Annotated in this window: 25 protein-coding genes; 3 read left to right on the plus strand and 22 right to left on the minus strand. The window is 34.7% G+C overall.

Annotated features, from left to right (window positions below):
* Window positions 1–70: 70 nt before the first annotated feature.
* The 7 genes from DW114_RS13300 to DW114_RS13330 form a co-directional block, all read right to left on the minus strand.
* On the minus strand, window positions 71–712 hold the full coding sequence (locus DW114_RS13300) for a site-2 protease family protein (protein ID WP_117454223.1): 642 nt from the start codon (window positions 710–712) through the stop codon (window positions 71–73).
* A 99-nt stretch (window positions 713–811) separates the two neighbouring features.
* On the minus strand, window positions 812–2,725 hold the full coding sequence (locus DW114_RS13305; RefSeq protein WP_117454224.1) for an FtsX-like permease family protein: 1,914 nt from the start codon (window positions 2,723–2,725) through the stop codon (window positions 812–814).
* Between the two features lie 5 nt (window positions 2,726–2,730).
* Complete coding sequence (locus tag DW114_RS13310) at window positions 2,731–4,680, minus strand: FtsX-like permease family protein (RefSeq protein WP_158552270.1); 1,950 nt, start codon at window positions 4,678–4,680, stop codon at window positions 2,731–2,733.
* The gene (locus tag DW114_RS13315) at window positions 4,667–5,431 is read right to left on the minus strand and encodes an ABC transporter ATP-binding protein (protein WP_117454226.1); all 765 of its coding nucleotides are present in this window, start codon (window positions 5,429–5,431) and stop codon (window positions 4,667–4,669) included. Before DW114_RS13315 ends, DW114_RS13310 begins: the two co-directional genes overlap by 14 nt.
* Before the next feature lie 60 nt (window positions 5,432–5,491).
* Complete coding sequence (locus tag DW114_RS13320; RefSeq protein WP_117454227.1) at window positions 5,492–6,511, minus strand: sensor histidine kinase; 1,020 nt, start codon at window positions 6,509–6,511, stop codon at window positions 5,492–5,494.
* Complete coding sequence (locus DW114_RS13325) at window positions 6,508–7,173, minus strand: response regulator transcription factor (RefSeq protein ID WP_117454228.1); 666 nt, start codon at window positions 7,171–7,173, stop codon at window positions 6,508–6,510. The genes DW114_RS13320 and DW114_RS13325 overlap by 4 nt, the downstream gene beginning before the upstream one ends.
* Before the next feature lie 145 nt (window positions 7,174–7,318).
* Entirely contained in the window at window positions 7,319–7,870 is a 552-nt protein-coding gene (locus tag DW114_RS13330; protein ID WP_117454229.1) for a VanZ family protein, read from the minus strand.
* 165 nt (window positions 7,871–8,035) lie between these two features.
* On the opposite strand from DW114_RS13330, the gene DW114_RS13335 reads away from it, so the two are divergent.
* On the plus strand, window positions 8,036–9,718 hold the full coding sequence (locus DW114_RS13335; protein WP_117454230.1) for a bifunctional diguanylate cyclase/phosphodiesterase: 1,683 nt from the start codon (window positions 8,036–8,038) through the stop codon (window positions 9,716–9,718).
* A 12-nt stretch (window positions 9,719–9,730) separates the two neighbouring features.
* On the opposite strand, the gene DW114_RS13340 is transcribed toward DW114_RS13335, so the two are convergent.
* Window positions 9,731–10,618, minus strand: a complete 888-nt coding sequence (locus DW114_RS13340; RefSeq protein ID WP_117454231.1) for a YitT family protein — start codon at window positions 10,616–10,618, stop codon at window positions 9,731–9,733.
* A 151-nt stretch (window positions 10,619–10,769) separates the two neighbouring features.
* On the opposite strand from DW114_RS13340, the gene DW114_RS13345 reads away from it, so the two are divergent.
* Window positions 10,770–11,639, plus strand: a complete 870-nt coding sequence (locus DW114_RS13345; protein WP_117454232.1) for an NAD-dependent epimerase/dehydratase family protein — start codon at window positions 10,770–10,772, stop codon at window positions 11,637–11,639.
* On the opposite strand, the gene DW114_RS13350 is transcribed toward DW114_RS13345, so the two are convergent.
* The 12 genes from DW114_RS13350 to DW114_RS13405 form a co-directional block, all read right to left on the minus strand.
* Window positions 11,629–12,084, minus strand: a complete 456-nt coding sequence (locus tag DW114_RS13350) for a GNAT family N-acetyltransferase (protein ID WP_117454233.1) — start codon at window positions 12,082–12,084, stop codon at window positions 11,629–11,631. The genes DW114_RS13345 and DW114_RS13350 overlap by 11 nt on opposite strands.
* Before the next feature lie 59 nt (window positions 12,085–12,143).
* Window positions 12,144–12,560, minus strand: coding sequence for a PTS sugar transporter subunit IIA (locus DW114_RS13355; protein WP_117454234.1), 417 nt, complete (start codon window positions 12,558–12,560; stop codon window positions 12,144–12,146).
* 2 nt (window positions 12,561–12,562) lie between these two features.
* Window positions 12,563–13,597 carry a serine hydrolase domain-containing protein gene (locus DW114_RS13360; RefSeq protein WP_199483590.1) on the minus strand — a complete coding sequence of 345 codons (1,035 nt, stop codon included), beginning with the start codon at window positions 13,595–13,597 and terminating at the stop codon, window positions 12,563–12,565.
* Window positions 13,542–14,441: an N-acetylmuramic acid 6-phosphate etherase gene (gene murQ / locus DW114_RS13365; protein ID WP_117454235.1), complete on the minus strand. Its 900-nt coding sequence runs from the start codon at window positions 14,439–14,441 to the stop codon at window positions 13,542–13,544. The genes DW114_RS13360 and murQ overlap by 56 nt, the downstream gene beginning before the upstream one ends.
* Window positions 14,442–14,458: 17 nt before the next feature.
* On the minus strand, window positions 14,459–15,307 hold the full coding sequence (locus DW114_RS13370) for a MurR/RpiR family transcriptional regulator (RefSeq protein ID WP_117454236.1): 849 nt from the start codon (window positions 15,305–15,307) through the stop codon (window positions 14,459–14,461).
* A gap of 20 nt (window positions 15,308–15,327) precedes the next feature.
* Complete coding sequence (locus tag DW114_RS13375) at window positions 15,328–15,807, minus strand: PTS system mannose/fructose/N-acetylgalactosamine-transporter subunit IIB (RefSeq protein WP_117454237.1); 480 nt, start codon at window positions 15,805–15,807, stop codon at window positions 15,328–15,330.
* 18 nt (window positions 15,808–15,825) lie between these two features.
* Window positions 15,826–16,653, minus strand: a complete 828-nt coding sequence (locus DW114_RS13380) for a PTS system mannose/fructose/sorbose family transporter subunit IID (RefSeq protein ID WP_117454238.1) — start codon at window positions 16,651–16,653, stop codon at window positions 15,826–15,828.
* Complete coding sequence (locus DW114_RS13385) at window positions 16,646–17,455, minus strand: PTS mannose/fructose/sorbose/N-acetylgalactosamine transporter subunit IIC (RefSeq protein WP_117454239.1); 810 nt, start codon at window positions 17,453–17,455, stop codon at window positions 16,646–16,648. Before DW114_RS13385 ends, DW114_RS13380 begins: the two co-directional genes overlap by 8 nt.
* Before the next feature lie 226 nt (window positions 17,456–17,681).
* Window positions 17,682–18,509: a PTS system mannose/fructose/sorbose family transporter subunit IID gene (locus DW114_RS13390; protein ID WP_117454240.1), complete on the minus strand. Its 828-nt coding sequence runs from the start codon at window positions 18,507–18,509 to the stop codon at window positions 17,682–17,684.
* Window positions 18,502–19,305 carry a PTS mannose/fructose/sorbose/N-acetylgalactosamine transporter subunit IIC gene (locus DW114_RS13395; RefSeq protein ID WP_117454241.1) on the minus strand — a complete coding sequence of 268 codons (804 nt, stop codon included), beginning with the start codon at window positions 19,303–19,305 and terminating at the stop codon, window positions 18,502–18,504. The genes DW114_RS13390 and DW114_RS13395 overlap by 8 nt, the downstream gene beginning before the upstream one ends.
* A 198-nt stretch (window positions 19,306–19,503) precedes the next feature.
* Window positions 19,504–19,899 (minus strand): hypothetical protein, encoded by a 396-nt coding sequence (locus DW114_RS13400; RefSeq protein WP_117454242.1) that lies wholly within the window; start codon window positions 19,897–19,899, stop codon window positions 19,504–19,506.
* Window positions 19,896–20,198, minus strand: coding sequence for a DUF2089 family protein (locus DW114_RS13405; protein ID WP_199483591.1), 303 nt, complete (start codon window positions 20,196–20,198; stop codon window positions 19,896–19,898). The genes DW114_RS13400 and DW114_RS13405 overlap by 4 nt, the downstream gene beginning before the upstream one ends.
* A gap of 300 nt (window positions 20,199–20,498) precedes the next feature.
* On the opposite strand from DW114_RS13405, the gene DW114_RS13410 reads away from it, so the two are divergent.
* Window positions 20,499–21,590: a metallophosphoesterase gene (locus tag DW114_RS13410; RefSeq protein ID WP_117454243.1), complete on the plus strand. Its 1,092-nt coding sequence runs from the start codon at window positions 20,499–20,501 to the stop codon at window positions 21,588–21,590.
* Between the two features lie 151 nt (window positions 21,591–21,741).
* On the opposite strand, the gene tpiA is transcribed toward DW114_RS13410, so the two are convergent.
* Window positions 21,742–22,488, minus strand: coding sequence for a triose-phosphate isomerase (gene tpiA, locus DW114_RS13415; protein ID WP_117454244.1), 747 nt, complete (start codon window positions 22,486–22,488; stop codon window positions 21,742–21,744).
* Between the two features lie 18 nt (window positions 22,489–22,506).
* Entirely contained in the window at window positions 22,507–23,685 is a 1,179-nt protein-coding gene (locus DW114_RS13420) for a phosphoglycerate kinase (RefSeq protein ID WP_117454245.1), read from the minus strand.
* Window positions 23,686–23,752: the final 67 nt, after the last annotated feature.

Raw genomic sequence — 23,752 nt, forward strand, 5'->3', positions numbered from 1 at the left:
ATTCAGTACGTTTTAATTATTTGTACTGTCTACTTTTGAGAATCGTATCAGAATAAGCCGCTTCTTTTTCTTAGAATAAAATTTTAGATACAATATTGGAGTAGAAATCAATGATAGCAGATCTTACATAAAGTAATGGTCCATCCAACACTCCTGATAATAGAATCGCAATCATAAATATTGCGATATAGCGTTCATACTGCATAATCTTAAAGTATGTTTCTTCATCCAGAATTCCCATTAAAATCTTAGAACCATCTAGTGGTGGTAATGGTATCAGGTTAAATACGCCTAAACCAACATTCATCACAATAGAATATACACAGAAGTAATATAAGTAATTCCCAACAGGTCCATTGATGAAAAGGCCTGTTTTTATTGTCAACTGCATAAGAATGGTAAAGACAAACCCTAAGATCAGATTAGCTAATGGACCTGCCACAGCAGATTGTATCATTCCATTTTTACGATCTTTAAACATATAAGGATTGACTTGTACCGGCTTTGCCCAGCCAAAACCAAACAATACCAAACTGATAAACCCAATTGGATCAATGTGATTGATTGGATTCAATGATAATCTGCCACTTTCCTTCTGTGCAGTATCACCTAATTTATATGCAACAAAACTATGTGCAAATTCATGAAAGGAAAAAGCAATAAATACAGCTGGTAATATATATATCCAATTTGATAATAAATCTTGTAACATGATGTATACCTCCATCCAACATATCTTACAGTATAGCAGAAATGACAGAAAAGGTAAACCATACCCATTTTTTCACACAGGACATTTTCTATGCTATAGCTACTTTAAATCAAGACTTCGTTTACAACCGATATATGCCATCATATAGTAACAAAGATAGATCACCATATACAAAAGCATACATCCAAATGCAACCGTATAAATAGAATAGTTTCCCGGTATCCTTAGAAACAGTAAATTAACAATATATAATAATGGAAATATATACACAACTGGCAATATCATCGGCACAAAGAAGTAGATACCAATTTGTTTACGTAGAATCGCATAGATTTCTGCCTTATCCATTCCTAATTGATGCATTAATTCATATTCATATTTCTGTCTTGTCGCATCCATCATCTGTTGTGTTGCCATAATCGTTGCCGCAATACAAATAAATACAAAAGATAAATAAAATAATGCGAAAATAATTGTTACAGAAGAACTGATGGATGCCTGCTGTGTATCACTGCGGACATTTATACTCGCATATAGTGGCAATTTTATACTTTTTGTTATTTCTTTTTCCATTCCTATAGGGAATGGTTTATCACTGTCTGCGACATAAGAACATGTGAGCATCTGACTGTCTTTTAAAACTTCATCTTTTACTACAAAAACTACATCATCGTACAGTTGTCCAATAGAATCATTTCTAATTTGGAAAGGCACCATTTTTTCATCTTTAATGCTCAGCTGTATGCCTTTTTCTTCCGCTCTTTTTTTATCAAATTCATTTACCAATAAGATATAACCATGAGAAGGTATGGAAGCTGCTGTCTTATGTTTTAACTTTAACAGTTTTTGATAGTCGCTTTCTTTCATAAATGATGTTCCATATATCGCCTGATCCTGTGTAAAAATCATGTCCACATTTGTTTTTGCATCTGCACATGAGTATAAACAAAATATATCATCCTGTATTTGGTATCCTTTTTTCTCTAGCATTATTTTGATTTCATCGCTTTTAAATGGTTCTGTAGCATTAATCTGTAGCTCATAAGGACAAATGATATCCATCTGCACGTTGGAGGAGTCGTATAGTTTTAATGCAAAGCTGCTTAACATAATGGTAAAAATCAACAACATGGATAATGTTGCTAATACCATACGATTGCCATTGATTCTTCCTTTGATATGTCCATAAAGCGGCAGTATCCCAAAGGAATATTTGATCTTTTTTTGCCTATTCACAAAAGCATCTGACAAAGCAATCATACCATAATAAAACCCATAATTACTTATAACCAATAATATGACACCTATTAATAAGACTGGCGATCCTTCTCCATAAAGCATATCCAATATGCCCTTTTTTGTGGCGATGATTCCAAAAAAGAAGCATATACATGCAATTAGTAATACCATCCATTTGATGAAACGGTGTTTGACAACGGGATCGTTTTTATTTTCTTCATATAACAACTCTTTGATATTGACTTTCATGATGGTTCTTCGCTCTTTCCATAATGTCAATATCCACATAAACAGGAAATATAGGAAGGTGGATCCCATCGTTTCAATGGAGAAATGAAAGACAAACTGAAAGTCTTTAGAAAAGAACTGTAAAATCAGCATACGCAATACTTCAGATAAAAAGCTTCCTAAAAAGCAGCCGATGATAAAGGATAAAAATCCCATAAAAAACATTTCGACCACAAGCATGCGTGCAATGACTTTACGCTCAATACCCGATAATAAATAGATACCAAATTCTCTGCTTCTATTTTTTATAATAAACCCACTAATATATCCAATGAGCCATGTCATCACGATAACTAATAAAATACTGACCATCAAAAAGGCATATAGCATGTCCACATGTGCTCCAAACAATCTAATAATCTGCTCTGAGAACATCAAAGATTGAAATGCATAAAGTAATGTCATGACCATGGTTATGGTAAACATAAAGATACTGTATTGTTTTATACTTCGTAATGCACAACGCATTGTTAATTTTAAATACATGCCATCTATCCCTCCATACTTCGTTTACAGCTTTGATATGTCAAAATAAAGTAACAGCCATAAATCAACAGGAAGATGATTGGCGCTAAGATGCTGAAAGTCATTGTTGGTACATCATATACCAGTAGTGAAAAGAATACATCTATCCCATAGATTACAAATGGAAGATACAGACATGGTAAAATCAATGGTATAAAAAAGTAAAAGCTTACCTGTTGGAATAATAATTTCTTGATTGCTTTTTTATCACATCCCATTTTCCACATCATATGATAGGTTTCTTTTTGTTCATTCATATCAGAAAGCTGCTGGGTCGCAATGATTGTTGCCAGAATACATACCGCGATCATGGATACATATAATAAAGCAAAGATTACCATAGTATATACAGATAATTGATCTTTAATATAGTATGGTTTTACACGATATAGATAAATGCCATCTTCATGAGTATCTAGAATCGTTTGGGTTTCTTCATATAATGTATCCGGAATTGTTCCATTTACATTCATCACAAGGACATTTGCTTTGACTGTACAGTTTTCCACATAGGCATCCAGCAGGATTAAATAATAATCCACATACACTGCCTGTCCAATACGTGAGCTTTCTATATACGCACAGGATAGTTTCTGATTATTTGCTTCTACCTCTCCCTGTTTCATAAAGGCTTCCATATGTTTTTTTAGTTCTGGTGTCACAAGCAAACCATATTGATGTTCACTCAACGGTTTTAATGGATCATAGCCTTTTATCTTCAATAGTGCCTGGACATCACTTTCCTTTATGATATAGGTCTTTACTCCGGGATAATCAAATGGCGTATCAAAAAGAGCATTTCTAAGATTTTCGTTAATCGCATCACTGTGATATATTTGATAAAAATGATCCTGATAACTCATATCATGCTTACTTAAATAGTCATATAATACATCCTCATTTAAGGTTTCACTGGAATATGCCATAATATCAAACGGTATTTCTTCTTTTATTTTTCTATCATAAACATTTTTTAACTGCATGCTCATGATCATCAGTGAAATAATCAGGATCGTTAACACGGAAATAGTTGCTAAAACAAAACGGTTTCGTTTGATTTTCGTGCATAACTGTGCACTTAAAAACATCATATTTCCTTTATATTTCTTTTGTTTCCATCTTTGAAGAAACAACATGACAACCTGGGATATTCCCTGATAGATCAAATAGATGGATAAAATCATCATCAAAATGGACAGCATCATGGAATTTATATCTCCACGCATGCTGCTATCTTTGAGAGAACAATAAAAGATATATACAATACAGATACAGACTCCCATACAGATTGCACCAGCAATAAAGCATAATACGCTTTTGGTTTTTGATACATGAATGGTTGTATGCTCATCTTTGCGATAAAATAGTTCTTTTAAGGTACAACGATGAATTAAACGGATTTCCCGTATGACTTCTAATATATAAATTAACACGAAGCATCCCAAGGTTAGTAAAAATGCTTGCAAAGAAAATGATAAAACAAAGTGATAATCCTGTCCAAATACCTGAAATAAAATTGCCTCTAATGCCTGCGACAATATCATACCCAGTATACAGCCAATAACTAAAGCAATGGCTCCCATAATCAGCTGCTCCGCAGAAAACATCAATGCGACACTGCTTCGTTTCATTCCAGACAATAAATACAAACCAAATTCACGGCTTCGTTTCTTCATGATAAAATCTGTAATGTATATAATCATCCAGCCAAGCACCAGCGTAACACCAATACTTGCGAAAATCGCGATGGGTAAAAAGCTGTAAAATGTATAAAAGATACTTAGGATACGATTACTTAGTGCCAGCGAGAAAAAAGCATACATCAATGTCATACTCATAATCATTGTCGCCATAAACAGTGTATATTCCTTGATACTATGCGTTAAATTACGCAATGTGAGTTTAACGTACAGCATGTACATCACCGCCAAGCAATGTCATTACATCTAAAATCTTCTGATAGAAAGCCTTGCGGTCTAATTCACCTCGATAGATTTCATTAAAGATGCGCCCATCCTTTAAAAACAAGATACGTTTAGCATAAGATGCGGAAAAAGCATCATGTGTAACCATCAGGATACTGGCATGGCGTTCTTCATTCAGTTTTCCTAATTCTTCCATAAACAAATAAGAAGCATGAGAATCAAGGGCACCGGTTGGTTCATCTGCCAATATCAAAGACGGTTTGTGAATCAAAGCTCTTGCGATTGCTGTTCGCTGACGCTGTCCTCCACTTACTTCATATGGATATTTAGCCAGGATATCTAAAATACCCAAAGTTTTTGCCATTTGTTTCACAGAAGCATCAATGACTGCCGGTTTTTCTTTTAATAGTGTCAATGGTAATGCGATATTTTCTTCCATGGACAGCGTATTTAACAGATTATAATCCTGAAAGATAAAGCCAAGCTCCTTTTTACGAAAAGCAGCCAGTTGTTTTTCTTTCTTTGTGGAGATATTCTCTTGACGCACATAGATATCCCCTGCACTTAAGGTATCAATGGTACTGATGACATTCAACAGGGTTGTTTTTCCACTGCCGCTTGCCCCCATGATCGCCACGAATTCGCCTTCTTTCATATCAAAACTGATATCATTTAATGCTTTGGTGATATTACCACCATTGCCATAATATTTCTGTACATGTTCAACTTTTAATAAACACATGATCATCCCTCCTTGTCTTACAGTATATCGTAAAGATGAAATTTTCTGTATCAGGTTATTTTACAATTCCCTTACAGAGTTGTAAGAAGGAAAGGACAAAATCATATCACATCCTTGCATGAGTGAAGAAACTACATCGATGTCGATGCCTAAATCATGGCATAATTTCTTACATAAATATAATCCAATACCTGTCGCATGACGATTGGCATTTCTTCCATTTTCTCCGGTAAAGCCTTTTTCAAAGATACGAGCAATATCATTTGCGCAAATACCAATACCATTATCTTTCACATGTAGTTCCACTTCATCATCTTTTTCCACAATAAAAATAGAAAGCGTGCTGTCAATATCACTTCGACGATATTTTACTGCATTTTCAATCAATTGATTTAATAAAAATACAATCCATTTTTCATCACTGCGTATCCAATAGCTTTCTTCAGGTATATCCACATGAATCCCATTGCTGGTACATAAATATTTACATTGCAATAAGGCTTCCTGTACAACTTCTTTGATATCCATTTTCTGTATACAAAAATCTTTTTCTACATTCTCGCTGCGCGCATAAAATAATGCTTGTTCTACATAATGTTCAATACGTTCTAACTGGGTATATGCTTCCCGTTTTTTCTTTCCCTCCTGATTTTCTGCCCATAGCTTCATTGCGGCAATCGGCGTCTTGATCTCATGCACCCATTGCTCAATATATTCCTGATAATCTTTACGGGTACGCTCGATTCCTGAAACATGTTCCAGCATGCTTTTATTCCCCATACGCAATAAATAACGATAAAACTGTTCTTCACTGTTTCCACCGCTTCCCATAACTTCATGCAGCAGATATTTTTGATCTAACTGGTTTAACATTTGCTCCAGCTCTTTCATACGCTTTTCTTTACGATGGAAAGATAACACAAAATATCCAATAAACAAAATTGCCCAGACACAGCCTAACATGACGACCATACTGATTTCCACACCCAAAAGCAATAATAAAAAACTTTCCAGCATTAAAAACAGGAAACATGTCACCAAAAAGCCAATATGATCCTCTAAATAATCTTTTAAACTCATATGTAATACCCCTGACGATGTTTGGTGATAATAAAATCCTCTACGCCCATCTGCAGTAGTTTGTTACGAATACGTGTAATATTCACACTGAGTGCATTATCATCGATAAACAGTTTGTTATCCCATAAATAATCAATCAAATCATCTCTTGGGACAATTTCACCTTTATGTTGAAACAGATAGTATAAAATACGCACTTCATTTTTGGTTAATTCCTGATCTTTATCTCCATAGGTTATTTTGGATAATGCGACATCTAAACTCACACCTTTATGTTGATAAATATGTTCACTTACATGTTGATAACTACGTTTAATAACTGCCTGTAGATGTGCCAGCAACACAGAGGGATTATATGGTTTTGTGATAAAATCATCCCCACCAAGGGTCATGGAGCAAAGCTCGTCCATATCACTGTTACGACTGGTCACAAAGATAATAGGCACACTGCTTTTAGCTCGTATGCGAGTACACAGGGTAAAACCATCTTCTTTAGGAAGATTGATGTCTAATAAAATTACATGCGCACCTTCTGCTTCTAAAAAGGATACAATATCTTCCTTCATATTCCAGATACATACATCATATCCCTGATTTCTTAGTAATACATCTAACTCTTTTTGAATTGCTTCATCGTCTTCCACAATCATTATTTTATACATATTCATCACCTAACCTTTATTATACAATAAATCCTTAAGAAAAAAGATGGCAAATCGCCATCTTTCAATGTTGTAAGAACTTTACTGTTTCTTATCATACATATCTATAATCTAAAGTATGAAAAAGGGTGGCAAATCGCCATCCCTAATCCTCTTTATATGCCAAATTAACAAGTGAATGAATCCCACTAAAAAACAATGAAATAATCGTTAAACCTGTGGTCGCACAAAGAGAACCAAACGTATCTAGAAATACATCACTCATAGAACTGGTTCTGCCTGTAAAGCTTTGATGATATTCATCACCAAATGCAAAACAGAAACAAATACCAACTGTCAAAATAAAACGCATGGTTTTATTTACCCCTAATATAGCAAGTGTGATATACACCATACAAGCCAGCGCGAAATAAATAGAAAAATGCGCCAGTTTTCGTATATTCGCATTCCAGTCACTGCCATATGGCGAATGCATAATCACAAAATATTTGATTTTCTCACTTAACAACATTCCCTTTTCACTATTTTCCAGCTTAGAACTTACTTCCTCTTTTATCTTTTCTGTTACGATTTCACTTCGCATATTGGATTCATATCCATTCTCTGCCGAAAGTGAATAAATCGTATACATCACAATTCCACTGATGCCAAGAAATAAGATAGCACATAAGATACGGACCTTAAAATTCTTTTTCATATACTCACCGCCTACCTTGTATGACATTGTATCGCAAATTGATTTCATCATCAAGAATGCGGTAGAAATCGTCATAAATTCTTAAGAATGCGTAAAAAAAGATGCGTTCCAGCTATCCGAAAAGCCTAAAACATGGTATATTTATAGTATTAAGGGAGGCGCGCTATGGACAGTAAAACATTATTCAAAGACTTCTCGATAGATCCTTATCTTTTTTATGAAGCCATCACAGGCAGCACAGATGATTATGTTTATATCACGAATATCCAAACTGGACAATCTCTCGTTTCTGAAAACATGTTTCAAGACTTTGATTTACCTGGGCGTATCGTGGATAATCTGATTGATGTGTGGGGAGATTTAATTATCGATCGTGATAAACCGGCTTACTATAATTCAATAGACGAAATGCTGAATGGCATTACAAATGAACATAATGTAGAATATCAAATTAAAAATCGTAAGAATGAATATATCTGGGTGGTTTGCCGTGGCCTTTTACAGCGCAATGCACAAGGAGATACAACCATTTTCGCAGGTATTGTGACCAATCTTGGAAACAAGCGTAAAATTGATCCGATCACCGGCTTATTCCTTCAAAGTGAATGTGCTTTACAGGTAGGTCATTATTTAGAAAAGGAACATGATCATGGTGGGATTCTATTATTGGGATTAGATGATTTCTCCCGTATCAATGCTTTGAATGATCATATATTTGGAAATAACGTACTTCGTCAGTTTGCACAAGATGTTTTACGTATGCTGCCCCAACATGCATTGATGTTTCGTTTTGATGGTGATGAATTTGCGATTTTCTATCCTGATGCCGATGCACAGGAAATTTATGAATCTTATCAGAAGCTCCATGCCTATTGTAACTCTCATCATTTTATTGATGGTGTATCTTATTATTGTAGTGTATCTGGCGGTGCCGCAATTCTTCAAAAAGATGCCGACAATTATCTAGATTTGATCAAATATGCATCATGTGCCCTTGATGCCAGTAAGAAAAAAGGAAAAAACACCTGTACCTTCTTCTCATCTGATTTAATACAGGCACAGAATCGCTCTATGGAAATCAGTGATCAATTATCTCACGCAATTGTAAAAGATATGGAAAACTTTGAAGTGTATTACCAGCCTTTAACAAATGTAAAAACGCGCAATATCAAAGGTGCAGAAGCCTTGCTTAGATGGAAGAGTGATACTTATGGGGTTATCTCTCCTGCCGAATTTATTCCTTTATTAGAAAGCAGTGGATGGATCATTAAAGTTGGCAAATGGGTGTTAGAACAGGCTATAAGAACATGTAAAAAGTGGACAGCGTATTTACCTGACTTTGTGATGAATGTGAATGTATCTTATCTACAAATGCTGGATTCTGATTTTATTCCTTTTATACAGAAAATATTAAAAGAGAATGATTTAAAACCCAAGCATATTGTTATTGAACTTACTGAAAGCTATTTCGTTACAGATATGGAAGCCTTAAAAGGCATCTTCCAAAGCCTTCGATTATTAGGCATAAAGATCGCAATGGATGATTTTGGTACTGGTTATTCATCTTTAGGCATGCTGGCACAAATGCCCGCAGATATTGTGAAAATCGATCGTCTGTTTATCAATGCCATTCATGATAATACCTTTAATCTTGATTTTATCGGTGCTGTCATTCGATTATGTCATAGTGTTGGTATTAAAGTAACAATCGAAGGTGTAGAGGATCAAATACAATGGGATACGGTATGTAATATCCATGCGGATTGTATCCAGGGATTTTATATCTCTAGACCGATTGCCAAACAAGATTTTGAACGTATATTTATTAAAACAGCTGTCCAATCGTGAACAGCTGTTTTCTTATGCTAAACGTTTTTCAAAATTACCATCAATATTCATACCCTCATTAAAGATCACAAAGGCTTTCGGATCACAATCATGAACGATTTGTTTCAACCGATTGACTTCCTGCTTAGAAACCACAGTCATAATGACATATGTATCCTCATCCGTATAACTGCCACTGCCTTTCCAATAGGTGACTCCACGGCGTAAACTGTATGTAATCACTTTATCCACATGATCAACTTTTGTGAATATTGTCGCACTCATTTTGATATTCTGATAATGAATCTTATCCACCATCTGACTCATAAAATAGCTGTAGATAATAGAATAAATCGCAATTTCTAAATCATATAAACCAGCACATGCTGCATAGACACATGCATTAAATACAACTGCAAGCTTGCCAATACTGAAATCTGGCATTTTGATACTCAAATACATACCTAAAATATCAATACCCCCACTGCAGCTTCCACCACGCAGCATAAATCCACTTCCAACACCTGCAATGATACCACCAATTACCGCATTAGCCAGGATCACATCTAAAATAGGCTTCTCCAGAATTGGCACAATCGTTAAAAAGATAGTTTGAGCACCAACACATAACAATGTATTGATACAGAACTTTTTAGATATTTTAAACCATGCCAGCATTAACAATGGGATATTGAATAAAAAGTTTAAGATACCAACAGTAGATATCGGCAAATGGATAAAGGTGAATCGATCCAATGCTTCACGCACAATCTGAGAAAAACCAATGACGCCACTATTGTTTAATGAACTAGGCACAATAAAACAGTTACATGCCAACGCAAATATCAGTGCTCCTGCAAGCATCATTCCATAATTGGTAATGATCTTTTGTACTTTTGTTTCTTTTTTCTTATGCTTCATATGCAGTCACCTCATCCTCATATATCTAAATTATACTCTTGAAACAGGAAAAATGTTATTTTTTACTTCCTATGACTTAGGAAATGTAATTTTTAAACATTTTTTAAAAATTCTATGTTATAATATAAAAAATTAATAGGAGGATTGAAATATGAATATATTGGTTTTAGGTGGAACACGTTATTTCGGAATCCATCTGGTGAATGATTTATTAGCGATGGGGCATAATGTCACCATAGCAACACGTGGACAAACACCCGATACATTTGGCGATCAGGTCACACGTATTCATGTAGATCGAAATGATCTAAAAGCAATGAAACAGGCATTTCAAGGATCAACATATGATATTGTTTATGATAACATTGCCTATTGCTCCAACGATGTAAAAAATATCTTAAACTTTGTTCATTGCAATCGTTATATTCTGACATCTACTGTATCCGTTTATAAGGAAAATGATATGAATATGCGAGAATGCTATTTCGATAGCGATAAATATCGTCTGCTTATGGGAAATCGTGATGATTTCGATTATGGGGAAGGAAAACGTCAGGCAGAAAGTGTGTTAACACAGGTGTATGCTTTTCAGAAAGCAGCCATTGTTCGTTTCCCATTTGTTTTTGGTGAAGATGATTACACCAAACGTTTATATTATTATGTAGAGCATATTGTACAAGGCAAACCAATGTATATTGATAATCTGGATGCAGAATTTCCTTTGATATCCTCAAAGGATGCAGGTGGATTCTTAGCATTTTTATCCAACAAACGTTTGAATGAGGTCATTCAGACAGCTTCACCTGAAACCCTTACTTTGCAGGAAGTCATTGGCTATGTTGAAACAAAAACTGGTAAAAAAGCTATTCTTACGGAGTGTGATGACAAAGCACCACTTAATGGCTTTACATCCTTCTCTATCAATTGCGATAAAGCAAAGAAAAAAGGATATAAATGCCAGTCCTTAAAACAATGGCTATATCCTTTATTAGATACTTATATTGAAGAAGCTAAAAAGTAAACCGCATTTGAAGATACGTCCGCATAGTTTGTGCGGATGTTTTCTTTTGATACAGCTGGGTAAGTAAAAATCCACATTCTCGATAACATTTGATTGCCCGTATATTGTGGAAATCTACTTCCAGATACAACTCCCTCAAATCTTTTGCATAATACAAAAGGATTTCATGGAGTGCTTCTTTTCCTATTCCTTTTCCACAATACGATGGTGCTAGTCCTATGCCAAGATATGTCTTATCGCCTATTTGATAACTGCGAAAGTAACCAACACATGCATCTTCCCTATATAAGGTGTGAAAAACATGTTGTTTTGCTGGATCAAGGATCGCATAGCCTTGCTCTTTTGCGACCTCTAAGGATGGCATATCATATTGTTGATAAGGAGTCGGGTATTTCCATGAGAAAATTGTTTGTATATCAGATGTGTTGATTTCTTTGATTTCCATATGATCGCCTCTTCTTATATATTATATCATTCCCTTACTAAAAAAAGCCATTTGGCTTTTTATTCAATATCACAATCATCTTCATCAGCATCAAATGCCGGGGCAATAACACCATTTTTTCCTACTTCACATAGATAATCAGCTAATGCATGAACATCTTCCAGCTGAGATACACTGTATTCAATGACCATTCCAAGATTTAATCCTGAAACAACACGAATATTATCATTTTTTTGAGCATTGATAACAGCCACATTAAAAGGTGTTCCCCCATATAAGTCTGCTAATATAACTATGGATTCATGATTGCATGAAGCAATCGCTTCCTGCATTTTTTTAGTTGTTCCTTCTAATCCATCTTCTGCTGCCATGCATACAGTTTTGATACTAGATGTATCTCCAACAATCATATTCGCAGAATTTAAGATTTCAGATGCCAGATTTCCATGGCTGGTGATAATTAAATTAGGTTTCATGTTTATTCCTCCAAATATATTTGATTTAACTTTTTACGAAATTCCAAAAAATCAGTTTGATGACGAGTAGGATGAATTCTATTCGTAAGTAAAATAAAGCCTTGTTTCTTTTCCATATCCAGCAGCATACTGGTACCAGTAAACCCAGTATGATATAGCACATGGCATCCATATGGCTTCTCCCATCCTAGTCCTCGTTGTTCTTGCTCTATCTGCTTTAAAAGCAAATAAGTTTCTTTATGAAACAAGTGTTCGTCTTGTCTTAATATTGCCTGCGCAAATAATATTAAATCATCCAGTGTAGAAAAAAGTCCTGCACTTCCACTTTGACCTAACAAATGCGCTTTTCTATCATGAGCTTCCTTACAGATACATCCTCTTTCAATTGTGATTTCTGTTGGAATATATCGTTTTGTATCATCACAAAGATATGAAGTATCATGCATATTTAGTCTTTTAAATATATGCATCTGCATGCTTTCTTCTAATGACATCTGATCAATTGCCTCAATAAGAAAACCAAGTAGAATAAATCCAATATCTGAATAACAAGTTTTATGATACATATCCATAGAGCCTTTTATAGCGTAGATACGATCTTTAATATTATCCTTTGTCAGGGTTTCTTTATGAAGAATATCCTGTGGTAATCCACTCCTGTGTAATAATAAATCTTCTACACATATTTGATTATTTTGAAGTTTAGGTAAAATTGATGATACCGGTGTATGTAAAGACAACTTTTTCTCTTCAATCAACTGTAAAATACGTGTCGTTGTTCCAACTACTTTTGTTAAGGAAGCAAGATCATAACGATCGCCTGCCTCTAATATCTGATGATGATAAGGTGCTATACATCCTGCAGTCCCATCATAATAATTCCTTGATGATGTATCTGAAAGAAAAGCGTACGACGCTCCGCATATCTTATGTTCTTGGATATATTGATGCAACGCACGCTGAATATTTTCTTCTTTCATATTACAGTTGTTGTAATGCTTCAGAAACTTTGCCATGACATGCGGACAATGCAGCATGTGCTTTATCTTTATCTACATGTTTTTCATGCATTAAAATAGCTGCTGCCACACTCATATCAGAAGCCTTTAATAGTTCATAAGCTTCATCATAACCAACACCAGTAATTGAGGCAATCATGTTGGTTGCACGGATAACCAGTTTTTCATTGGTTGGCTGTACATTTACCATATAATTCTGATATACTTTTCCACTCGCAATCATGGTTGCTGTCGATAACATATTCACAACCATTTTTTGTGCAGTTCCAGCTTTCATACGTGTAGAACCGCTGATAACCTCTGGACCTACAACAGGCGCAATAGAGATTGATGCAACTTTTGCCATTTCACTTTCACCATTACATGTAACTGCTATCGTTAATGCATGCACCTGATTTCCATATTCAAGTGCTGAGATGGTATAAGGTGTTCTTCCACTGGCCGCAATACCAATGACAATATCTTTATCTGTTAAATTGACATCTTTTAAATCCTGAATAGCTAATTCTTTAGAATCCTCTGCACCTTCAATAGCACGATACATTGCTTCTTTTCCACCTGCCATCAAACCAAATGCCAAAGATGGATCCACATTATAAGTAGGTGTTAATTCTACTGCATCAAGTGTTCCCATTCGACCAGAAGAACCAGCTCCAGCATAGATAATTCTTCCACCATTCAAGAATCTTTCTTTCATTAAATCTACTGCTTTCGCAATCTGTGGTAATTCTTTTTCCACTGCTGCTGCGACTTTTTTATCTTCATTGTTGATTTTCTTTAACATTGTTAATGTATCAACACGATCAATATCCCTTGTATCAGGATTCACTGTTTCTGTTGTCAGTGAATGGATATTTTCCATTGTTTCACCACTTTCTATTAATCTTCTTTTAACTCTCTTACTAATAGACTGGTGTTAATAAGTTTATCCTCAAACATTTTATCATCTTTCTGTGTAATGCCAAGATATAATAAGTCAACGATCTCCATAGATGAAAAACGAGAACTAATGGCACCAATTCTGGTTAAATGTTCTTTATCAGGAACGTGTAGAATCATATTCGCAAGATCACTTAATTTTGATGGTGCATTACGAGTCACAGCAATAATGTTGGCTCCTTTTTCTTTTGCAATTTCACAAGGATATGTTACTTCTCTTGATAAACCGCTATAAGAAAATGCTACAACACAGTCTTTTTCTGTGACATAGTTAAAAAACTCAACTGCCATATGCGCATCAAATTCATAGTGAGCTTTAAAATTAATACGTTTTAATTTATGATACATATCATATGCAGGCAACATAGATGCCCCTATTCCCAATAAATATATATTTTCACTATTCTTCAGACAATCAATTGCCTTAGACAGTACATCTTTATCCAGTAATTCAAATAAATCATGATTGGTATTATCTACTAACATTTCTACTTTTTGACATAGTGTTTCAATATCATCTGTTTTTGAAATAATTGTATCCACATCATAAATTTTTTCTTCTTTAGAAAGGTCTTTGGCTAATGCGATTTTAAACTCATCCAGTCCTTTGTATCCTAATGTTTTCGCAAAACGTATGATAGAAGCGGAGGAAGTCTGATAACTTTCCGCAGCATCCAATGCTGTCATCTTTAAAAATCCATCCGTATCAGAAAGAATATGATCCGCAATCTTTCTATTGGTTTTTGATAAATTCTGATAACGTTCTCTGATTTTTAATTTTACATTCATATGACTTCCTCTTTTCTATGTTATTTTGGAAGGTATTCTATAATGGATTGATCTGATTCTGCAGGTATCATCTGGGCAGTTACACGGATGCCTTTATCAATCAGATGATGAATTGAATCGATATCCTCTTTGGTTACATAAACAGATTTCTTGATCTGTGTAGAACCTTCCCTTTTCGCAATATTTCCTACATTTATTGTACCTGTTTTTACACCATTTTCCACTAAAAATTCCATATCTTGCAAATTTTTTGTGATCAAGAATACTTTATCGTTGTCATATACATCGCTTTGAAACTTTTCCACAGCCTTTTTCTTAGATAAAATAGATAATTTTACACCAGCAGGTTTTGCCATTTTTAATCCCGCAATGATCATTTCATCCTTTACTGCTTCATCATTTACTACTGCAATTCTTGTAGCTCCTACAGTATTTGTCCATACCATAGCTACTTGTCCATGAATCAAACGCTCATCAATTCTTGCGTGTACAATTGCCATAATTTATATCTCCTTTTCTTAAAATAATGCAACTAGCCAATTTAACATATTTTGTAAGTTACCTAAAATCATACCCAATCCCAATAAAACAAAGATCAAGCGTGTAGAATTCATATTTTTCTTACCTAATAACCAATAAGACAACATAACGATTCCTAATGGGATCATACATGGTAAGATCTTATCCAGGTTTTCCTGAACAGATAAAGTTACTTCACCCATTGTAAATGTTAAATCTAGTTTATAAGAAATAACTGAAGCAATCAAGCCACCAACAACAGTTAAACCAAGAATTGCAGCGCCTTCTGTAATTGGTGCTATCTTATCTGCGAAACCTGTTGCCAGTTTTTTACCCTGAGCATATCCCATTGTTGTGAATTTGTAACGAACAGCCATTACTGCGATACATGCGATAATTGGAATCAGCAGTCCTAGTGCATTTCCTTCTAATGCCATATAAGATGCGATTGAGAAAACAATTGCACGATAGATAGCAATAAACAAAGTATCACCAACACCAGCAAATGGTCCCATCAAGCCGGTTTTTAAACCAGCAACTGCATTTTCAGCTTCAATACCAAACTCTTCTTCCAATGCCATATCTGCACCAACAATCAAATGTGACATGGCAGGTGTTGTATTAAAATAACTCAACTGCATTTTTAATGCTTGTTTCATTCCTTCAGGATCGTCTTTATAGATACGTTTTAATGCAGGCATGATTACCCATGCATATCCAAGCCCTTGCATCTTTTCATAATTCCATCCCCATTGTAAACCAAACAGGTTACGAACATATACTTTATTAATATCGCTCTTTGTCAGCTTATTTCCTGAGTTAGCCATCGATTTCTACCTCCTCATCATCTTCAACTACAACACTTCCACTACCACTTACCGCAGTAGTTTTTTCTTTCATCTTTGTATATTGTAAAGCTGCAAACGCGAAGCCAACAAGTGCTACAGATAATACAGTAAACATACTGCCGCCATATGCAATCATTACAAAACCAATAATGAAATATGGATAGTATTTTTTAAGTGGCAGATAACGCATTAAGATTGCCATACCTAATGCAGGTAATATAGCACCAGCCGCTTTTAAGCCTGTCATAAACCATACTGGAATAAAACTGTTGATAGAATTAACAACTGCTTCTCCGAAACATAAGCCAATGAATACTGGAATGACACGTGATAGAATCCATGGCAGCATGCCCAATACATTCGCAAGCTCTACACCTCTTGCATTTCCTTTTTCAGCACAACGATCTGCATAGTGTTGACAGAATGAATTTGCCATACGTCCAATAATATCAAGTTGAGTTAATAATAAGCCAATTGGTACTGCAAGTGCGATTCCATATTCAGCACCTTCACCTGAGATGATCGCATAAGCTGTTCCCATAATTGCACCAGATAAATAATCAGGAATGGTAGCTCCACCATAAGTCGCAACACCAAGTGTCATTAATTGCAATGTTGCTCCAACTGTTAATCCAAGTTCGATGTTACCAAGTAAAGCTCCAGTAACTGTTGCCGCAAATAATGGTGTGTAAACTCCAATCTGAATGGATATTTGGTCTAATACACCAATTGCTGTGTACAGACATAGTACGAAAATCAGCAGTAATGAAATTTCAGTCATAGAAATCCTCCTCTTTCAATGTTTTTATTGTAAAGCGCTTCCACGTTGATATTATAACCAAAATGTAATATTATTTCAATATATTTTTTAAAATATTTTTATTTTTGTATTTTTATTACATTTTAAAGAACTTTTTAATTGAATTATCTACGCGATATTACCTTTACTTTTTAACATTTAAAGTTTTCAACCTTACTGCTGAATATTACAATCTTTTTAAGATTATTTAAAATATGGAAACCAGCCAATTAAAAAATGGTTGTAGATTTCCAAGTATCATTCCCAGTCCTATCAAAATAAATATCAATTTGGTAGAATTCATTTTCTTCTTGCCTAATAACCAATAGGAAAATAATACAATTGCAAGTGGAATTAAGGATGGCATAATTTTATCAAGATTATCTTGCACTGACATGCTTACTTTACCCATTGTAAATGTTAAATCCAGCTTATATGATATTACAGAAGCAATCAATCCACCTACTACTGTTAACCCTAAAATAGCTGCACCTTCTGTTATTGGAATCATTGTAGTCGCAAAACCTGTTGCTAATTTTTTTCCTTGTGCATATCCTATTGTAGTGAATTTATAACGAATCGCCATAACGATCATACATGCGATAATTGGTATGATTAAACCAAAAGCATTGCCTTGCTGAGCCATATATGCTGCAATTGAAAATACAATTGCACGATAAATTGCTACAAATAAAGTATCTCCTACTCCTGCAAAAGGTCCCATCAAACCTGTTTTCAGACCTAAAACCGCATCTTCAGCTTTATTTCCAAATTCTTCTTCCAATGCAATATCAGCACCAATAATCAAATGTGACATGGCTGGAGTTGTATTAAAATAACCCAGTTGCATTGTTAGTGCTTTTTGTAATCCTTCTGGATCATCGCGATATATTTTTCGTAAAGCTGGCATTATAACCCATGCATAACCTAAACCCTGCATTTTCTCATAATTCCAACCCCATTGCAAACCAAATAAATTACGAATATATACTTTACGAATATCGCTTTTTGTTATCTTATTATTCAAGTTAACCATCGATTTCCACCTCCTCATCATCACTTTCGCTAACTCCTGATTCTATTACTAAGCTTTTTTCTTTTAGCTTTGAATATTGTAATGCCGCAAAAGCAAATCCTACCAATGCTACAGAAAGCACTGTAAACATACTCTTACCATAAGCAATCATCACAAAACCAATAATGAAATATGGATAATATTTTTTAAGTGGTAAATAACGCATCAATATTGCCATACCTAAAGCAGGAAGGATCGCACCGGCTGCTTTTAAACCAGACATAAACCATACAGGGATAAAACTATTAATCGAATTTACAACTGCCTGACCAAATAATAATCCTACAAAAACAGGAATTACACGAGATAAAATCCAGGGAATCATCCCAAGTTTATTTGCTAATTCTACACCATTTATATCATTTTTTTCTGCACATCGTTCAGCATAATGTTGAAAGAAAGAGTTTGCCATACGCCCTATGATATCTAGTTGTGTAAGTAATAATCCAATTGGTACTGCAAGTGCAATACCATATTCAGCACCTTCTCCTGAAATAATTGCATACGCAGTACCCATAATAGCTCCTGATAAATAATCTGGTACAGAAGCTCCTCCATAAGTTGCAACACCAAGTGTCATCAACTGTAAAGTAGCACCAACACTTAGACCTAACTCAACGTTTCCAAGCAAAGCTCCCGTTATTGTAGCTGCAAACAATGGTGTGTACACACCAATTTGAATGGAAATTTGATCTAAAACACCAATAACGGTATACAAACAAAGTATTAAAATCATAATTAGAGAAATATCTGTCATAAAACTCTCCTTTCTCATTCTTCTAAAGAACATTAATAAGCGCTTACACTACGAATTATAGTCCTGATGAAATTAAATTTCAATATATTTTATATTAATATTTAAATTATGCAATTTTATTACAATATTGTGGTATTAAAATATACAAGATATATAAAAAAACAGCAAGTCTTTTATGAGTTGCTGTTTTATACAAAATCATAAGTCCTGTATATTCATTTTATGAATTTGTGCCTCTCTTTTTTGTTTTTGATGCACGACTAAGAAAATGATGATAAATAGGATGGTAGGAAGATTACTGATCAAAAAAATCTCAATTGCTTTTGGAAGGATTGTCTGGATAGGAAAATTACTTGTTGTATTTGTTATAATGGATGACATTAAATTACCATTATTTGAATACACTTCTGAGATTTCATATGAATGCAGAAAAGTAACTGCACTGATTGTAAAAAGAATAGATAAACAAAAGAATATACCAGGCAGAATCCATCCTAGCCATTTTTTTGACTTTAATGATATGTAATACTGTAATACGCATAATCCAATGACACAGATAAGGGCGAAAATAATGTAAACACTATTTGTTTTCATAGATTCTTTTCCTCCTCTAGTTTTTGATATTCATGAATTAACAGCTTTGCTGTTTCAAAATCTAGTTTATCCTCTAAAGCCAAACGTTTGATCAATGCGATATAAGGCTCCTCCCCCATTATCTGATCATTTAAATTAATCTTTTGTATCAGCCTGTCTAAGCGTAAACGCACCGTAGGATAAGAAACCCCATATTCCTTTGCGACTTCCTTTAATGAACCACTTGATAAGATGAAGCGCTTGATAAACGCAAAATCTTCACTATCTAGATTTAATAACCATTCTGGTATATTCTGCATATCTATCACCTTCAATTTTATGATAGCACTTATTTTTATGAATGTAAATATAAACAAAAACTTTAATAATATTAATTTTATATTTAATATTATTAAAGTTTATCACTTTTTATGATGATCGTGATAATATTGCATAAATCGTGCATAACTAATGATGACGACACCAACGATCACAAATGCAATCAGCGCATATAACATGGTAAATAAGAATTTCATAGGACTCTCCCTTTCCGTCTAAACATTTTACTGGTACCATTATCATAAATCGATTATAATAAATAAGCAAGGAGGTGCATGAAAATGATTGATCGATCTATAAAATCAAAATACATAAATGTAGATGATCATCGCCGCATCATTGCTATTAGTGATATTCATGCGAATCTGCCTGTTTTAAAAAAATTATTGAAAAAAATTGCTTTTGATATGCATCAGGATGAATTGTTTCTTGTTGGCGATTTATTAGAGAAAGGTGCTTACAACATGGAAACTTTGCACTTTATAATGGAGCTTTCTAAAAGTCCACATGTACATCCTATGATGGGAAATTGTGATTTTGTATGTAAGAATGTTCTTTATGAATATCGCCTGGATTTTCTAAAAGAAGTCCTATTACATCGTCAAAATAGTATTCTGCATGAAATGGCTGCTACACTTGGCATTCATTTTCATAAAGATATAGATATGATTGAATATGCCAGAATATTAAAACAACACTTTCCAAAGGAATTAGCGTTTGTAGACCAGCTCCCTCATGTGGTGGAAACACAACATTATATCTTTGGGCATGCGGCGATTCTGGATGAAGATCATTATGGAAAAGAAATGCGTGATATTATGACGCATAACCGTTTTTTAGATGATGCGAAACGATTCCAAAAATATGTTGTTGTAGGTCATCTACCAGTAAGTGAATATTGTGATGGTATCTGTTGCTTTAATCCAATGATTGATGATTTTCGCCATATCATTGCGATTGATGGTGGAAATGAAGTAAAGAGTGCAGGACAGTTAAATGCATTGTTAATTGAGCATGGAAATTTCTCGTATGCGCATAGTGACTGTTTAAAGAAAGCCAAAGTATTAGACAGCATACAGCCCATAAATTCTGATCCTTTTTTTATCAAATGGTATGACAGCTCTGTGAAGATATTAAAAGAAGATGATATTCGTTACTTATGTCGCCATCTTTCCAGTGGAAAAGATTTTTGGATACCGAAAGATTTTATTTTTCATAAAGGTGATGAAATTCATGTGGATAACTTTACCACCTATCATTTACCTGTGGAAAAAGGTGATTATGTAAAAATTGTTTCCACTTGTGGTGAACATGCCTTAGTGAAAAAGAATGGTATTATGGGATGGATTCCAAGAAAAATATTAAGCAAATGAAAACGTCCAAATCGGACGTTTTTATTAATTTATTTGTAGTATTAAATAAAAAAACACTTAGTTTTCCCTAGAGAAAGCTGAAACTCTGAAACATTTGAATATGTTAAAAAACAGTCCATTCCATTTGGAACAGACTGTTCATCTTATTCAATTATTTAGTTTTTTCGATGATTTCGATAAAGCTATCAGCTTTTAAGCTTGCTCCACCAATTAATGCACCATCGATATCTGGCTGAGCCATGTATTCCTGAATGTTGTTAGGTTTAACAGATCCACCGTACTGTACGCGTACGTTTTCAGCTGCATCATCACCATACATTACACGAACCTGGTCACGAACGATACGGCAGCAGTTTTCTGCGATTTCTACTGATGCACTCTTACCAGTTCCGATTGCCCAGATTGGTTCATATGCGATAACCATATTACCAACACATTTTGGACACATATCAGCTAAAGAACCAGTTAACTGGTCACGAATTACTTTTTCAGAATCACCAGCATCATACTGAGCTTCTGTTTCACCAATACATAAGATTGGAGTAATTCCAGCTTCGATTAGACGTTTTGCTTTTTTGTTTACAGTTTCGTCTGTGTCACCGAACATTGTACGACGTTCAGAGTGACCAATGATACAGTGAGTAACACCGATTTCCTGTAACATAGGTACAGAAACTTCACCAGTGAATGCTCCAGTATCTTCAAAGTGGCAGTTTTCTGCAGCAACGATCAGATTCTTAGCACCAGCAACTGCAGTTGATAATGCAGTATAAGGAGCACCGATTCCATAAGTAGCGTTTTCGCTAGCAGCAGCTGCATCTACAGCTTCCATGAATTCTTTTGTTTCCTTCATGGTTTTATTCATTTTCCAGTTTCCAACGATAATTGGTTTTCTCATAGTTATATTTCCTCTTTCCTATTTTTCAGCGATTACTGCGATACCAGGTAATTCTTTACCTTCCATGTATTCCAGAGAAGCTCCTCCACCTGTAGAGATGTGAGAGAATTTTTCAGCGAATCCTAACTGAATAGCAGCAGCAGCAGAATCTCCACCACCGATAACAGTAGTAGCACCTTCTAATTCAGAGATTGCTGTACATACCTGTAATGTACCATTAGCGAATGGTTTCATTTCAAATACACCCATAGGTCCATTCCATACAACTGTTTTAGCACCAGCTAATTCAGCTTTGTATAATTCAACAGTCTTAGGACCAATGTCTAATCCCATGTAATCTGCAGGAATGTTTTCGTTGTCAGCAACAACAGTGTTTGCATCTTCAGCAAATGCATCTGCACATACGTGGTCAACTGGCAGGATTAATTTTCCTTCAGCTTTTGCGATGTATTCTTTAGCTAATTCCACTTTGTCTTCTTCAACAAGTGATTTACCTACATTTAAGCCCATTGCTTTCAAGAATGTATAAGCCATTCCACCACCGATTAATACTTTATCAGCTTTCTTCAACAGGTTGTCAACAACAGCGATCTTGTCAGATACTTTTGCTCCACCGATGATAGCAACGAATGGACGTACTGGAGTATCAACAGCAGCACCTAACATTTTTACTTCTTTTTCTACTAAGAAACCTAAAGCGTTAGGAAGGATTGAAGGGATACCAGCAGTTGAAGCGTGTGCACGGTGAACACTACCGAATGCATCTTCAACGAATAAATCACCTAAGCTTGCCCAGTACTGAGCTAATTCAGGATCATTTTTGCTTTCGCCTTTTTCGTAACGAGTGTTCTGCATAACAACGATTTCACCATCATTTAATGCAGCAACAGCATTTTCTAATTCTTCGCCTCTAGTAACAGGAACGAATGTAACTTTTGTATCAACCAATTCGCTTAAACGATCAGCTACACAACGTAAGTCGTTTTTTGCTTTGTCTTCTTCAGTTTTAACTTTTCCAAGGTGAGACATCAGAATGATTTTTGCCTTGTTTTCAATCAGATATTTGATTGTTGGTAAAGCCTGAATGATTCGGTTGTCATTTGTGATTTTTCCATCTTTTCTTGGTACGTTGAAATCGCAACGAACGATAACTCGTTTACCAGCAACATCTAAATCTTTTACTGTTCTTTTTGCCATAGTAAAATCCTCCTTAAGTAACGAGTTTATTATACCACTATCCTTTTTTTTCGTAAACGCAAATTTG

The organism is Absiella sp. AM09-50, from assembly GCF_003433845.1.
Taxonomy (GTDB): Bacteria; Bacillota_I; Bacilli_A; order Erysipelotrichales; family Erysipelotrichaceae; genus Hoskinsella; species Hoskinsella hominis.

Excerpts from the sequence above, each read along its gene's own strand:
- tpiA (WP_117454244.1), bottom strand. The coding sequence starts at position 22,488 with ATGAGAAAACCAATTATCGTTGGAAACTGGAAAATGAATAAAACCATG.
- DW114_RS13370 (WP_117454236.1), bottom strand. The coding sequence starts at position 15,307 with ATGAATGTAAAATTAAAAATCAGAGAACGTTATCAGAATTTATCAAAA.
- DW114_RS13305 (WP_117454224.1), bottom strand. The coding sequence starts at position 2,725 with ATGTATTTAAAATTAACAATGCGTTGTGCATTACGAAGTATAAAACAA.
- DW114_RS13340 (WP_117454231.1), bottom strand. The coding sequence starts at position 10,618 with ATGAAGCATAAGAAAAAAGAAACAAAAGTACAAAAGATCATTACCAAT.
- DW114_RS13375 (WP_117454237.1), bottom strand. The coding sequence starts at position 15,807 with ATGGCAATTGTACACGCAAGAATTGATGAGCGTTTGATTCATGGACAA.
- DW114_RS13345 (WP_117454232.1), top strand. The coding sequence starts at position 10,770 with ATGAATATATTGGTTTTAGGTGGAACACGTTATTTCGGAATCCATCTG.
- DW114_RS13395 (WP_117454241.1), bottom strand. The coding sequence starts at position 19,305 with ATGACAGATATTTCTCTAATTATGATTTTAATACTTTGTTTGTATACC.
- DW114_RS13410 (WP_117454243.1), top strand. The coding sequence starts at position 20,499 with ATGATTGATCGATCTATAAAATCAAAATACATAAATGTAGATGATCAT.
- DW114_RS13400 (WP_117454242.1), bottom strand. The coding sequence starts at position 19,899 with ATGAAAACAAATAGTGTTTACATTATTTTCGCCCTTATCTGTGTCATT.
- DW114_RS13335 (WP_117454230.1), top strand. The coding sequence starts at position 8,036 with ATGGACAGTAAAACATTATTCAAAGACTTCTCGATAGATCCTTATCTT.
- DW114_RS13420 (WP_117454245.1), bottom strand. The coding sequence starts at position 23,685 with ATGGCAAAAAGAACAGTAAAAGATTTAGATGTTGCTGGTAAACGAGTT.
- DW114_RS13360 (WP_199483590.1), bottom strand. The coding sequence starts at position 13,597 with ATGCTGCATTGTCCGCATGTCATGGCAAAGTTTCTGAAGCATTACAAC.
- murQ (WP_117454235.1), bottom strand. The coding sequence starts at position 14,441 with ATGGAAAATATCCATTCACTGACAACAGAAACAGTGAATCCTGATACA.
- DW114_RS13300 (WP_117454223.1), bottom strand. The coding sequence starts at position 712 with ATGTTACAAGATTTATTATCAAATTGGATATATATATTACCAGCTGTA.
- DW114_RS13350 (WP_117454233.1), bottom strand. The coding sequence starts at position 12,084 with ATGGAAATCAAAGAAATCAACACATCTGATATACAAACAATTTTCTCA.
- DW114_RS13330 (WP_117454229.1), bottom strand. The coding sequence starts at position 7,870 with ATGAAAAAGAATTTTAAGGTCCGTATCTTATGTGCTATCTTATTTCTT.
- DW114_RS13390 (WP_117454240.1), bottom strand. The coding sequence starts at position 18,509 with ATGGTTAACTTGAATAATAAGATAACAAAAAGCGATATTCGTAAAGTA.
- DW114_RS13405 (WP_199483591.1), bottom strand. The coding sequence starts at position 20,198 with ATGCAGAATATACCAGAATGGTTATTAAATCTAGATAGTGAAGATTTT.
- DW114_RS13310 (WP_158552270.1), bottom strand. The coding sequence starts at position 4,680 with ATGCTGTACGTTAAACTCACATTGCGTAATTTAACGCATAGTATCAAG.
- DW114_RS13355 (WP_117454234.1), bottom strand. The coding sequence starts at position 12,560 with ATGAAACCTAATTTAATTATCACCAGCCATGGAAATCTGGCATCTGAA.
- DW114_RS13320 (WP_117454227.1), bottom strand. The coding sequence starts at position 6,511 with ATGAGTTTAAAAGATTATTTAGAGGATCATATTGGCTTTTTGGTGACA.
- DW114_RS13385 (WP_117454239.1), bottom strand. The coding sequence starts at position 17,455 with ATGACTGAAATTTCATTACTGCTGATTTTCGTACTATGTCTGTACACA.
- DW114_RS13380 (WP_117454238.1), bottom strand. The coding sequence starts at position 16,653 with ATGGCTAACTCAGGAAATAAGCTGACAAAGAGCGATATTAATAAAGTA.
- DW114_RS13325 (WP_117454228.1), bottom strand. The coding sequence starts at position 7,173 with ATGTATAAAATAATGATTGTGGAAGACGATGAAGCAATTCAAAAAGAG.
- DW114_RS13315 (WP_117454226.1), bottom strand. The coding sequence starts at position 5,431 with ATGTGTTTATTAAAAGTTGAACATGTACAGAAATATTATGGCAATGGT.